This window comes from Crenobacter caeni (assembly GCF_010435965.1).
Classification (GTDB): domain Bacteria; phylum Pseudomonadota; class Gammaproteobacteria; order Burkholderiales; family Chromobacteriaceae; genus Craterilacuibacter; species Craterilacuibacter caeni.
The window spans coordinates 117,350-130,364 of record NZ_JAAGAA010000005.1 but is presented as its reverse complement, the minus strand read 5'-3'; the positions used below and the strand labels follow the sequence as shown (position 1 = coordinate 130,364).

The window sequence follows — 13,015 nt, the reverse complement described above, 5'->3', positions numbered from 1 at the left end:
ACCCGCCTTGCGGTACGCCGGCGTCTTACAGCGTACGCGCGACTTCGACGATCTCGAACGCCTCGAGCTGGTCGCCCTCGTGGATGTCGTTGAAGTTCTTCAGCATCAGGCCGCATTCGTAGCCCTGCTTCACTTCCTTCACGTCGTCCTTGAAGCGCTTGAGCGACTCGAGTTCGCCGGTATGCACGACCACGTTGTTGCGGATCAGGCGCACCAGCGACGAGCGCTTGATCAGGCCGTCGGTCACCATACAGCCGGCGATGTTGCCGACCTTCGACACGGTGATCACCTGACGGATCTCGACCATGCCGGTAATGGTTTCCTTCTTCTCCGGCGCGAGCATACCGGAGAGCGCCGCCTTCACCTCATCCACGGCGTCGTAGATGATGTTGTAGTAGCGGATGTCGACGCCTTCGCTCTCGGCAAGCTTGCGCGCGGCCGCGTCGGCACGCGTATTGAAGCCGATCACGATAGCCTTGGAGGCGATCGCCAGGTTGACGTCGGATTCGGTAATGCCGCCGACACCCGAGTGCAGGATGTTGACACGCACTTCGTCGGTCGACAGTTTCTGCAGGCTGCCTGCCAGCGCTTCGTACGAACCCTGCACGTCTGCCTTGATGATGATCGACAGCGATTGCACCTCGCCTTCGGCCATCTGCGCGAACATGTTCTCCAGCTTGGCCGCCTGCTGCTTGGCCAGGCGCACGTCGCGGTACTTGCCGGCACGGAACAGCGCGATCTCGCGCGCCTTCTTCTCGTCGGCCAGCACCATCGCGTCCTCGCCCGCCTGCGGTACGTCGGACAGACCGAGAATCTCGACCGGGATCGCCGGACCGGCCGACTCGACCTGATCGCCGTTCTCGTCGATCATCGCGCGGACACGGCCGAACGCGGTACCGGCGAGTACGACGTCCCCCTTCTTCAGGGTACCGGACTGCACCAGCAGCGTCGCCACCGGACCGCGGCCCTTGTCGAGGCGTGCCTCGACGATGATGCCCTTGGCCGGCGCGTCGACCGGCGCGTGCAGCTCGAGCACTTCGGCCTGCAGCAGGATCGCCTCGAGCAGGCCGTCGATATTGATGCCCTGCTTGGCAGACACTTCGACGAACTGCGTGTCGCCACCCCAGTCCTCGGGCACCACTTCCTGCGCGACCAGTTCCTGGCGGATGCGCTCGGGGTTCGCGCCCTGCTTGTCGATCTTGTTGACCGCGACAACCATCGGCACACCGGCCGCCTTCGCGTGGTGGATCGCCTCGATGGTCTGCGGCATCACGCCGTCGTCGGCGGCAACCACCAGCACAACGATGTCGGTCGCCTTCGCGCCGCGGGCACGCATCGCGGTAAACGCCTCGTGACCCGGGGTATCGAGGAAGGTGATCATGCCGCGCGGCGTCTCGACGTGGTAGGCGCCGATATGCTGGGTTATGCCGCCAGCCTCGCCGGCCGCCACCTTGGCGCGACGGATGTAGTCGAGCAAGGAAGTCTTGCCGTGGTCGACGTGACCCATCACGGTCACCACCGGCGAACGCGGCAGCGCCTCGACGGCTTCGTCGCCGGCTTTCTCCAGGTAAGCTTCCGGATCGTCGGTCTGAGCCGCCTTGGCGACGTGGCCCATTTCCTCGACGATGATCATCGCGGTTTCCTGGTCGAGCACCTGGTTGATGGTCACCATCATGCCCATCTTCATCAGGACCTTGATCACCTCGGCCGCCTTGACCGCCATCTTGTGCGCGAGGTCGGCGACGGTGATCGTCTCCGGCACCAGCACCTCGTGGACGATAGGCTCGGTCGGCGCGTGGAAGGCGTTCTGGCCGTTATTCTTGTTGCGGCCACCCTTCTTGGACTTCCAGCCGCCGCCCATGTCGCCGCCCTTGGTCTTCAGGCCACGACCACCCTTCTTGCCGTCTTCCCAACCACCGTCACGGCCGCCCTTCTTGGCGCCCTTCTTGTCGCCAGGACGGGCACCCGGCGACGAGGGCGCCGGCGCTGCCGGCTGGGCCGCACCCGCTGCAGGCAGGCGCGCGGTCGGGTTGCGCGGGGTCGACGACACCGACTGGCGGTTGGCCGACGGACGCGCCGAACGTACCGACGCCTCGTCGCGTTTCTCGGCGGGTTTCGCAGCCGGAGCGGGCTTGGGCGGCTCGACCGGCTTGGGCGCGTTCTTCGCGGCGATCGCGGCCTGGCGGCGCGCTTCGCGCTCCTGCTTCTCGCGGATCATCGCTTCCTGACGCGCGCGCAGCTCGGCGTGACGACGAGCCTCGGCTTCACGGGCAGCGACTTCTTCCGCAGACAGGATGGACTGCGGTGCAGCCGGCTGCGGCGCGGCCTTGGGCTCTGCCTTCGGCGCCGGCTTGGGCTCGGGTTTCGGCTCCGCCTTGGGTTCCGGCTTCGGCTCGGGTTTCGGCTCAGGCTTAGGTTCGGGCTTGGGTTCCGGCTTGGGTTCCGGCTTGGGCTCGGGTTTCGGCTCGGGTTTCGGCTCGGGCTTGGGTTCCGGTTTGGTTTCCGGTTGCACGGCCGGCTGCGCCAACTCTTCCGGCGGACGCACGAACACGCGCTTCTTGCGGGTTTCCACGGTCACGGCCTTGCCGTCGGCGGCTCGTACTTCGCTGGTTTGCTTGCGCGCAACCGTGATATGCGGGTCCTGCGCGGCGCCATGGGCGCGCTTCAGGTGGCCCAGCAACTGGCTCTTGTCCTGTTCGGTCAAGGAGTCGTCAGCGGAGCGCTTGGCGACGCCGGAGGCACGCAACTGCTCGAGCAGGCGTTCCGGGGTCAGGCCAAGCTCGGCCGCAAACTGTCTTACATTAGTCAATGCCATTCGTCTTCCTACAATCAGTCAATTCAGCTCGATGCTTACTCGGCAAACCAGTGCTCGCGCGCCTTCATGATCAGCGCCCGCGCCGGCTCGGCTTCCATGCCGGTGATGTCCATCAGATCGTCGACGGCGAGGTCCGCCAGGTCGTCGCGCGTCACCACGCCGTTCTCGGCCAGCTTGCGCACCAGCTCGGCATCGAGGCCTTCCAGATTGCGAAGCTCGTCTTCCACACTTTCCACCTTCTCTTCGGTGGCAATCGCCTGCGTCAGCAGCGCGTCACGCGCGCGACTACGCAGGTCGTTGACAAAGGCTTCGTCAAAGCCCTCGATTCCCAGCATTTCGTCGATCGGCACGTAGGCCACTTCTTCCAGCGAAGTGAAGCCTTCCTGCACCAGGGTTGCGGCCTCGTCCTCGGTCAAGGCCAGCAGGTCAACGAACAGCTGACGCACCACCGCGTCCTCGGCCTCGAGTTTTTCCTCGGCCTCTTCCACGGTCATGATGTTGATGTTCCAGCCGGTCAGCTCGGCCGCCAGGCGGACGTTCTGGCCACCGCGGCCGATCGCGAACGCCAGCTGGTCTTCGGCGACGACCACATCCATCGCGTGGTTGTCCTCGTCGATCATGATGCGGCTCACTTCGGCCGGCGACAGCGCGTTGATCACGAACTGCGCCGGGTCCGGCGACCACAGCACGATATCGACGCGCTCGCCGGAGAGCTCTTGCGTCACCGCCTGCACGCGCGAGCCGCGCATGCCGATGCAGGTGCCTTGCGGGTCGACACGCGGGTCGTTCGACTTGACGGCGATCTTGGCGCGCATCCCCGGGTCGCGGGCGGCTTCCTTGATCTCGAGCAGGCCTTCCTCGATCTCGGGCACTTCAAGCTCGAACAGCTTGACCAGGAACTCCGGACAGGTCCGCGACAGCACCAGCTGCGGGCCACGGCCCAGGCGGTCGATGCGCATCAGGTAGGCGCGCGCGCGGTCGCCGACGCGCAGGTTTTCCTTCGGGATCATCTGGTCGCGCGGCAGCACGGCTTCGAGCTTGCCCACTTCGACCACGGCGTTGCCGCGCTCGATGCGCTTGATGGTGCCCAGCACCATATTGTCGCTACGCGCGAGGAAGTCGCTGAGCAGCTGTTCGCGCTCGGCGTCGCGGATTTTCTGCAGGATCACCTGCTTGGCGGTCTGCGCGCCGATGCGGCCGAATTCGACCGCCTCCATCGGCTCTTCGATCACGCTGCCGATCTCAGCGCGCGGATCCTTCTCGCGCGCCTCCTCCAGGGTGACTTCGCGCGCGGGCACTTCAAGCAGTTCGTCCTCGACGACCGTCCAGCAGCGGAAAGTACTGTAAAGACCGGTCAGGCGGTCGATCTCGACGCGCACATCCATGTCTTCCTCGTTGTGGAACTTCTTCTTGGTGGCAGACGCCAGCGCCATTTCCAGCGCGGAAAACACCACATCACGGCTTACATTCTTCTCGCTTGCCAGCGCGTCGACCAGCAACAAAATCTCGCGACTCATTCATTCCTCCGCATTCTTGACCCCGGGACGGGATCGCTGACCTTGGCCTTAAAACTCGGGCTCGAGCCTAGCCTTGTCGATATTGGTCAGTTCGATTGCCACCATCCGGCCCTCCACTTCGAGGCTGAGAACACCGTTCTCGACCCCGGCGAGGCGACCGGTAAACTTCTTCTGCCCGTCCACCGGCAGACGCGTGCGCAGCTTGGCCAGCTGGCCGGCAAATCGCACGAAATCCGCTTCCTTTTTCAGCGGTCGATCCAGACCCGGACTCGAGACTTCCAGCCGGCTGTAATCGATGTTCTCCACCATGAAAAGACGGGTCATGTGGTTGCTGACGGTCACGCAGTCCTCGACCGTCACGCCACCTTGCTTGTCCATGAAAACACGAATGCCGCCGCCCGGCGTCAGCTCGCAATCAACGAGCTCGTAACCCAGGCCCGGCAGGGTGTTTTCCAACAGCTGACGTACATCCATTAGTTGTTTTCCGCAAATAAAAAATGGGCGAACCGCCCATCACTAAACATCCAGAGTGTAAACCATTCAGCACAAAAAAGAAAATGGCGCAGCCTGACCGGCCGCTGGCAGCGTACAGCGGACACCCCATGACAACGGAGCGCTTTGCAGGGGGGTTTTAGTTCCGGTAAATTGGAGGATGGGCAAAACAACAATGCAAACAGGCTAGACCCTGCGCCACGGGCGCACAGGCGGCCATCACGAAGGAGAAGGGCTAACCATGGACAAGGTGTGGTTCAAGAACTACCAGCAGGGTGTCGCACACGAGATCGACGTCAACACCTTCGCCTCGATCAACGAGGTGTTCGACAAGAGCGTCGCACGCTTCCGTGACCGCTCTGCCGTCGCCTGCATGGACAAGGTGCTCAGCTACGGCGAACTCGACCGCAAGGTCTCCGACTTCGCGTCCTACCTGCAGCAACTAGGCCTCTCCAAGGGCAGCCGCGTCGCGATCATGATGCCCAACCTGCTGCAGTACCCGATCTGCGTGTTCGGCACGCTGCGCGCCGGCTGCACCGTCGTCAACGTCAACCCGCTCTACACCCCGCGCGAACTCGAGCACCAGCTGAACGACTCGGGCGCCGAAACCATCGTCATCCTCGAGAACTTCGCTTCCGTGCTCGAGGACGTGATCCGCAAGACCCGCATCAAGCATGTGGTAATCGCGTCGATCGGCGACATGCTGGGCTTCCCCAAGGGCGCGATCGTCAACTTCGTCGTGCGCAACGTCAAGAAGATGGTCCCTGCGTGGCAGTTGCCCGCGTACACCCGCTTCAACGACGCACTCGCCCAGGGCGCGCGCAAGCCGCCGGTCAAGGTCGAGGTCGGCCATGACGACATCGCCTTCCTGCAGTACACCGGCGGCACCACCGGCGTCTCCAAGGGCGCGATGCTGATCCACCGCAATATCGTCGCCAACATGCTGCAAGCCGGCGAGTGGATCAAACCCGCCGTGCGCGAAGGGCAGGAGGTGATCATCACCGCGCTGCCGCTCTACCATATCTTCTCGCTGACCGCGAACCTGATGGCGTTCACCGAGATCGGCGCGCTCAACGTGCTGATCACCAACCCGCGCGACATCCCGGGCTTCATCAAGGAGATCAAGAAGTACCCGATCACCGCGATGACCGGCGTGAACACCCTCTTCAACGCCCTGCTCAACCACCCGGACTTCAAGACCGTCGACTTCTCGACCTGGCGCCTGACGCTGGGCGGCGGCATGGCCGTGCAAAAGGCGGTCGCCGAGCGCTGGAAGCAGATGACCGGTGTGACCCTGGTCGAAGCCTACGGCCTGACCGAAACCAGCCCGGCCGCGTGCATCAACCCGCTCGACCTGAAGGACTACAACGGCACCATCGGTGTGCCGGTACCGTCGACCGACATCCAGATCCGCGACAGCGAAGGCCGCGAAGTCGCCCAGGGCGAGGCGGGCGAGCTGTGCATCAAGGGCCCGCAGGTGATGGCAGGCTACTGGAACCGTCCCGAGGAAACCGCCAAGGTGATTGACGCCGAAGGCTTCCTCGCCACCGGCGACATGGCCATCATCACGCCCGAGGGTTTCGTCAAGCTGGTCGACCGCAAGAAGGACATGATCCTGGTCTCCGGCTTCAACGTGTACCCGAACGAGATCGAAGACGTGGTCGCGATGCACCCGGGCGTGCTCGAAGTCGCGTGCATAGGCGTACCCGACGAGAAGTCGGGCGAACTGGTGAAAGTATTCGTGGTCAGGAAGGACCCGGCGCTGACCGCCGAGGCGGTGATCGAACACTGCAAGCAGAACCTGACCGGCTACAAGGTACCCAAGTTCGTCGAGTTCCGCGACGAGCTGCCGAAGACCAACGTCGGCAAGATCCTGCGCCGCGCGCTGCGCGACGCGGCACCTGCCAAGGCCTAAGGGCCGCCCCAGGAAGCCCCGGAGCCGGCCTCGCCGCTTCGGGGCTTTTTTGCTCACCACAAGGAATTCCGCCCGATGATGATGCTGCCCTTTTTCCGGCTAATGGCCGAACACGACGCCAGCGATACCTTCTACACCGGCGGTGCGCCGGTCCAGATCAAGATCGACGGCGTGCTGCGCGCGGTCGGCGACAAGGTCCTCGGCCACGAACAGGTGCAGCAGCTCGCGTACAGCCTGATGAATACCGACGAGACCGCGCGCTTCGAGCGGGACCTGGAAATGAACTTTGCGCGGCAGGCGGAGGGCCTGGGCAACTTCCGTATCAACCTGTTCCGCCAGCGTGGCCAGGTCGCGATGGTGGTGCGCCGCATCGCCCCCAAGGCACCCAACCTCGACGAGCTGAACCTGCCGCAATCGCTGCAGTCGCTGGTCGGTCTCAAGCGCGGCCTGATCGTCGTCGCCGGCGCCACCGGCTCGGGCAAGAGCTCGACCGTCGCCGCGCTGATCGAGCAGCGCAAGCGCACGCAAAGCGGGCACATCCTCACCGTGGAAGACCCAGTCGAATACCTGTTCGAGCACGGCCGTTCCATCGTCAACCAGCGTGAGATCGGGCTGGATACCCATTCCTACGGCGCGGCGCTCAAGAACGCGATGCGCGAGGCACCCGACGTGCTGATGATCGGCGAGATCCGCGACGCCGAAACGCTGACCCACGCGATCAACTACGCGCAGTCGGGCCACCTGTGCATCACCACCTTCCACGCGAGCAACAGCTACCACATGCTCAACCGCATGATCAGCTTCTTCCCGCCGCAGACGCGCGAGGCGCTGCTGATGGACCTGTCGCAGGCGCTCAAGGCGGTCATCTCGCAGCGCCTCTTGCCGTCGACCGGCGGCAAGCTGATCCCGGCGGTCGAGCTGATGCTCAACACGCCGCACATCGGCGAACTGATCCGCGCAGGCGAGATCGACAAGATCAAGGACGCGATCGAGGCGACGCTGGCCGAAGGCGCGCAGACCTTCGAGCAGGCGCTGTACCGCCTCTACAACAGCGGCCAGATCACGCTGGACGAGGCGATGAAGAACGCCGACTCGCCGACCAACCTGTACTGGCTCGTCAACAACAACGAAAATGCCAAGCGCCCGTCGGCCGGCGCAGCCCAGGAGGCCGCACCCGACTTCGACGGCTTCATCCTCAACCAGTGAGTCCCGCCCCATGCTGACCGTTTACGGCATTCCCAACTGCGGCACCGTCAAGAAAGCCCGCCAGTGGCTCGCCGACCACGAGGTCGACTTCGCCTTCCACGACTTCAAGAAACAGGGCGTCCCCGCGGACGCGCTCGCGCGCTGGGCCGACGCCGTCGGCGTCGAGACGCTCGTCAACCGCAAGGGCACCACCTGGCGCACGCTGGACGCCGACGCGCAGGCCGCGTGCGCCAGCCGCGAAGGCGCGCTCGCCCAACTGGCAGCGACCCCGTCACTGATCAAGCGCCCTATCCTCGACGACGGGCAGACCATCACCGTCGGCTTCGACGAGGCGGCCTACCGCGCGCGGCTGGGAAAATGAGCGCGACGCTCGAACTTGCGCGCGAATTGATCCGCCACCCGTCGCTCACTCCGCACGACACCGGCTGCCTTGATGTCATCAGCCGGCGCCTCGCGACGCTGGGCTTCACGCTCGAGCGCTTCGACCACGCCGGCGTCAGCAACCTGTGGGCACGCAAGGGCAGCGCGGCCCCCTTGCTGTGCTTTGCCGGCCACACCGACGTGGTGCCGACCGGCCCTGAAGAGCGGTGGCGACACCCGCCGTTCGCAGCGATGGTCGACGATGGCAAGCTGTACGGCCGCGGCGCGGCCGACATGAAGGGCGGCATCGCCGCCTTTGTCGTCGCGCTAGAGGACTTTCTGGCCGCCTCCCCCAAACATGCGGGGTCGATCGCGCTGCTGCTGACCTCGGACGAGGAAGGCCCGGCCGAGCACGGCACGCTGCGCGTCGTCGACGCGCTCTTAGCGCGGGGCGAGCGGATTACCTGGTGCCTGGTCGGCGAGCCGAGCTCGGGCGCGCGTCTAGGCGACACCCTGCGCCACGGCCGGCGCGGCTCGCTGTCGGCGACGCTGACCGTCCACGGCGTGCAGGGCCATGTCGCCTACCCTGACCTGGCCGACAACCCCGTACACCGGCTCGCGCCGGCGCTGGCAGAGCTGATCGCCACGCGCTGGGACGACGGCGACGACGACTTCCCGGCCACCGGCCTACAGGTCTCCAACCTCAACGCCGGCACCGGCGCCGGCAACGTGATTCCCGGCCACGCGACCCTGCGCTTCAACTTCAGGCACGGCCCGGCCAGCCCGGCCGCCACGCTGATCCGCCAGAGCGAAGCGCTGTTCGCCCGCCACGACATCCACGGGCACTGGCAATGGCGCAGCGGCGGCGAACCCTTCGTGTCGCGTCCGGACGCGCTTGCCAGGGCGCTTCAGGCCGCGATCGCGGCCGAAACCGGCCTCAGGCCGGCGCACTCGACCGGCGGCGGCACCTCGGACGGGCGCTTCATCAAGCGCATCGCCGGCGAGGTGATCGAATTCGGCCTCAGGAACGACAGCATCCACCAGATCGACGAATGCGTTGCGCTCGCCGACCTTGACGCGTTAAGTGCCATCTACCGGCGCACGCTAGCCACGCTCCTGGCCGGAAAATGATGGTGCCATGGCATAGACTGGTATCGGCCGGCCGCCTGCTGGCCGGCTGACGCGGGCGTATCCGTTCCCGTCACCAGCTTGAAAGCCCTTGCCGACCCTTAGCAGGTAAGATTCGCCGCCATGGAACTGGAAATCATCAAGATCTTCACCGCCCTCTTGGTACTGGTGAACCCGCTGGGCGCAATCCCGATCTTCATCAGCCTCACCCCCAATTCGTCACAGTCCGAACGCAAGTCGATCGCCAAGACCACCGCCACCGCGGTCGCCGTGGTGATGGTGGTGTTCGCGCTGGTCGGCGACGCGCTGCTCAAATTTCTCGGCATCAGCATCGGTTCGTTCCAGGTCGGCGGCGGCATGCTCCTGATGCTGATCGCGATCTCGCTGATGAACGCCAAGTCCTCGCCGACCAAGACGACCAAGCAGGAACGCGAGGAGGCAGAGGCCAAGACCAATATCGCGGTGGTGCCGATGGCGATCCCGCTGATGACGGGCCCGGGCACCATGTCGACGGTGATCATTTACGCGAGTGCGGCGCAGGGCTGGCTGCAGATGCTCGCGCTGATCATCAGCGGCCTTCTGGTCGCCGCCGCCTGCTACGTGACGCTGGTAATGGCGACGCCGATCAGCCGCGTACTGGGGCAGACCGGCATCAACATCGTCAACCGGGTGATGGGCATGATCCTCGCCGCCTTGTCGATCGAGATCATCGTCGACGGCGTCTACCGCCTGTTCCCGCAACTCGCGCGCTAGCGCGGGCCAGCAGCAACCCGGCTCAACCTTCCTGCAAGGTCCTCACGTCGGCCAGCGGTGCCTGACCGAACCCGCCGGATTCGAGATACGCCAACAGCCGCGCGGCAGCCTGGCCTGCCGTCCAGAGCGCGCCGCTGTTTTTCAACTCCACAAAGCGCTCGCGCGGCGGAAACGCCTCGGGGCTGGCCGCGCGGATCTGCGCCTGCATCGCGGTGTCGACCACCCCCGGTGCGACACAGGCGACGCGCAGCCCGGCGTGGCCTTCGGCGGCGAGCGCACGCGCGTGCATGTCGAGCGCCGCCTTGCCCGCGCAATACACACTCCACCCAGGGTAAGGCTGGCGGCCGGCGCCGCTGCCCACGTGCAGCACGCGCCTGTTTGCAAGCTGCGCCGTCGCGCCGACAAAGGCGTCGGTCAGCATCAAGGGCGCCGCGACATTCAACGCGACCGCCCGCGCGAGCGCCGCCGCGCCTTGCGCGCCCGCGAGCGCCTGCGGCGTGAGCGTGCCCGCGTTATTGATCAGCCACGCGCTGCCTGCCCCTTCGACAAAACGCGCGAGTTCTCCGCCGGCGAGCCAGCGCGCCAGTGCGCCGCTGTCGGCAAGGTCGAGCGAAACCTCGGCAAGACCCACATGGCGCGCGGCGAGCGCCGCGTTTCGCGAGCGCGAGAGCGCCAGCACCGGCACGCCGCGCGCGAGCAAGGCTTCGGCCAGCGCCGCGCCCAGGCCCTGGCTGTGGCCGGTCAACACGACCTTGAGCATGATGCCTCCTTGAAAAGCCGCGTCGCGCCATGCGGCTGACGACGCGGTAGAATGCCGCCCTTTGCAATACCGACCCCATCCATAAGGAGGCAAGCATGCAGCAGGAAGTCCGTATCGAAGAGATCGTCGCAGGCGAAGGCAAGGCCGCGGTCAAGGGCGCGCTGATCACCGCCCACTACACCGGTTACCTCGCCGACGGCACCCGCTTCGAGTCCTCGCACGACAAGGGTCGCCCGTTCCAGTGCGTGATCGGCACCGGCCGCGTGATCAAGGGCTGGGACATCGGCCTGATGGGCATGCAGGAAGGCGGCCAGCGCCGCCTGTTCGTCCCCGCCGCACTCGCCTACGGCGAGCGCGCGATCGGTGAGCGCATCCCGGCCAATTCCGACCTCGTGTTCGAGATCGAACTGATCGAGGTGCTGACCCGCGACTGAACCCCGCCCTTACTTGTCGGCGAGGCTGAAGCCCTGGCGCGCGAGCGCCTCGCCGACGGTCGGGAAGTAGTCGCTCTGGTAGTAGCCGGCGGTGGCGCGGCAGTAGGACGGCATGTCGGAGATGCCCTGCGCCTGCCACCACGCGGCAAGCGTGCGGTCGTACTCGGCCACACCGGCGGCGACCGCAGCGTCGTCGTAACGCTCGTGCATCGCGAAGCTTGCGAGCGGCACCCGCGGCTTGACGCGCGGCAGGCGCGTCTCATCGGGCACGCCGATAGTGGTGCCGACCAGCGGGAAGGTGCCCGCGGGCAGGCCGAGCAGTTCGACCAAGGCTTGGGGCGCGCGGCGGATGCCGCCGATCGCGGTGGTGCCGTAGCCGAGCGACTCGGCGGCCACCTGCAGCGCCATCAGCATGATGCCGGCGTCGACCGCGCCGACCATCAGCCCCTCGGCCGAATCGGCGATCTGCTGCTGGACGCCCACCGCCTGGCACGCGTGCGCGGTACGGTTGAAGTCGACGACGATGGTGACGAACACGTCGGCGGTCGCCACCTGCACCTGGCCGCCGGCGATGTCGGCGATGCGGCGGATGGTCGCCTTGTCGCGGGTGACGATCAGCGAGACCTGCTGGCCGTTGACCGAGGTCGGCGCCTGCTGCGCCGCGCGCAGGATCACCTCCAGGTCGCCGTCACTGACGGCTTCGCCGCTGAAGGCGCGCACCGAGCGGCGGTTCATCAGTTGGTCGATCACCGGGTTGCCCATATTGTTTTCTCCTTTGGAATGGCGGTGGCCGCGCGCGTGCGCGGCCCTTTGTCATCCGGCATTCTACAGTGCGTTGCATGCGCCCGCAGGCGGGGCAGCAAACGAGAAAGCCGCCATCGACAGCGCGCCGTAGCGCCAGCCGTCAAAAAGCTTGCGCGCGTGCGCACCTTCGCCCGCCGCACCCAGCGCGACAAACAAGGGCGCCAGGTGCTCGCTACTCGGGTGGGCATGCATGGCAAACGGCGCGTGTTCCGCCCAGCCCGACAGGCGCTGCCTGTCGCCCGAGAGCAGCGCGTCGTCCAGCCACGCCTCGAACGCGCACGCCCACGCGGGCGGCGCCGCGCCGTCGACCGACAGCGCGGAGAGGTTGTGCACGTAACCGCCCGAACCCAACACCAGCACGCCCTCGTCCGGCAGCGCCGACAGCGCGGCGCCCAGCGCGATGAGTTCGGCCACCGACGCGCCCCGCGGCAGCGCCAGCGTCACCAGCGGCACGTCGGCCGCCGGCCACAGCTTCATCAACGGCACCCACACGCCGTGGTCGATGCCGCGCCTGTCGTCTCGGCCGCATGCAAGACCGGCCGTAGCCAGCGCCACCTCGACTTCGGCCGCGAGCCACGCCGAGCCCTGGGCCGGGTAGGCCAACTGGTAGAGCGGCGCGGGGAAGCCGTAAAAGTCGTGGAGGGTCGCGGGCGACGGCGTCGCACTCACCACCGGGGCCGCCGCCTGCCAGTGCGCACAGACCACCAGCACCGCGCGCACCGGCCCGAGCGTCGCCGGCAAGGACGCGAGCATCGCCGCGTCCGGCCCCTCCTCCAGCGCCAGCGTCGGCGCACCGTGCGACACGAACAGGGTCGGCAGCCTCATCGTCTT

12 protein-coding genes are annotated in these 13,015 nt (G+C 66.3%); 6 read left to right on the top strand and 6 right to left on the bottom strand.

Annotation, left to right across the window (positions count from 1 at the left end; translation table 11 throughout):
• Positions 1–25: 25 nt before the first annotated feature.
• Genes infB through rimP form a run of 3 tightly spaced genes read right to left on the bottom strand, consistent with a single transcriptional unit; the run spans position 26 to position 4,806 of the window.
• Positions 26–2,815, bottom strand: coding sequence for a translation initiation factor IF-2 (infB, locus tag GZH52_RS07315; RefSeq protein WP_163315832.1), 2,790 nt, complete (start codon positions 2,813–2,815; stop codon positions 26–28).
• 35 nt (positions 2,816–2,850) lie between these two features.
• Positions 2,851–4,332 carry a transcription termination factor NusA gene (gene nusA, locus GZH52_RS07310; protein ID WP_163315831.1) on the bottom strand — a complete coding sequence of 494 codons (1,482 nt, stop codon included), beginning with the start codon at positions 4,330–4,332 and terminating at the stop codon, positions 2,851–2,853.
• A gap of 48 nt (positions 4,333–4,380) precedes the next feature.
• Positions 4,381–4,806, bottom strand: coding sequence for a ribosome maturation factor RimP (gene rimP / locus GZH52_RS07305; protein WP_163315830.1), 426 nt, complete (start codon positions 4,804–4,806; stop codon positions 4,381–4,383).
• Between the two features lie 259 nt (positions 4,807–5,065).
• Here rimP and GZH52_RS07300 point away from each other — a divergent pair, with 259 nt between their 5' ends.
• From GZH52_RS07300 to GZH52_RS07280, 5 genes are all read left to right on the top strand, one after another.
• Positions 5,066–6,739, top strand: coding sequence for a long-chain-fatty-acid--CoA ligase (locus GZH52_RS07300; RefSeq protein WP_163315829.1), 1,674 nt, complete (start codon positions 5,066–5,068; stop codon positions 6,737–6,739).
• Between the two features lie 75 nt (positions 6,740–6,814).
• Positions 6,815–7,945, top strand: a complete 1,131-nt coding sequence (locus tag GZH52_RS07295) for a PilT/PilU family type 4a pilus ATPase (RefSeq protein WP_163315828.1) — start codon at positions 6,815–6,817, stop codon at positions 7,943–7,945.
• A gap of 10 nt (positions 7,946–7,955) precedes the next feature.
• Positions 7,956–8,306, top strand: a complete 351-nt coding sequence (locus GZH52_RS07290) for an arsenate reductase (RefSeq protein WP_163315827.1) — start codon at positions 7,956–7,958, stop codon at positions 8,304–8,306.
• The gene (dapE, locus tag GZH52_RS07285; protein WP_163315826.1) at positions 8,303–9,436 is read left to right on the top strand and encodes a succinyl-diaminopimelate desuccinylase; all 1,134 of its coding nucleotides are present in this window, start codon (positions 8,303–8,305) and stop codon (positions 9,434–9,436) included. The genes GZH52_RS07290 and dapE overlap by 4 nt, the downstream gene beginning before the upstream one ends.
• A 120-nt stretch (positions 9,437–9,556) precedes the next feature.
• A complete protein-coding gene (locus GZH52_RS07280) occupies positions 9,557–10,186 on the top strand; it encodes a MarC family protein (protein ID WP_163315825.1) in 630 nt (209 codons plus the stop codon).
• A gap of 22 nt (positions 10,187–10,208) precedes the next feature.
• On the opposite strand, the gene GZH52_RS07275 is transcribed toward GZH52_RS07280, so the two are convergent.
• Positions 10,209–10,946 (bottom strand): SDR family oxidoreductase, encoded by a 738-nt coding sequence (locus tag GZH52_RS07275; protein ID WP_203525662.1) that lies wholly within the window; start codon positions 10,944–10,946, stop codon positions 10,209–10,211.
• Positions 10,947–11,041: 95 nt separating this feature from the next.
• On the opposite strand from GZH52_RS07275, the gene GZH52_RS07270 reads away from it, so the two are divergent.
• Positions 11,042–11,380: an FKBP-type peptidyl-prolyl cis-trans isomerase gene (locus GZH52_RS07270; protein WP_163315824.1), complete on the top strand. Its 339-nt coding sequence runs from the start codon at positions 11,042–11,044 to the stop codon at positions 11,378–11,380.
• Positions 11,381–11,389: 9 nt separating this feature from the next.
• Here GZH52_RS07270 and GZH52_RS07265 read toward each other — a convergent pair whose 3' ends face one another.
• A complete protein-coding gene (locus GZH52_RS07265; RefSeq protein ID WP_163315823.1) occupies positions 11,390–12,142 on the bottom strand; it encodes a nitroreductase family protein in 753 nt (250 codons plus the stop codon).
• A 63-nt stretch (positions 12,143–12,205) separates the two neighbouring features.
• Positions 12,206–13,009 (bottom strand): DODA-type extradiol aromatic ring-opening family dioxygenase, encoded by an 804-nt coding sequence (locus GZH52_RS07260; protein ID WP_163315822.1) that lies wholly within the window; start codon positions 13,007–13,009, stop codon positions 12,206–12,208.
• Positions 13,010–13,015 lie beyond the last annotated feature (6 nt).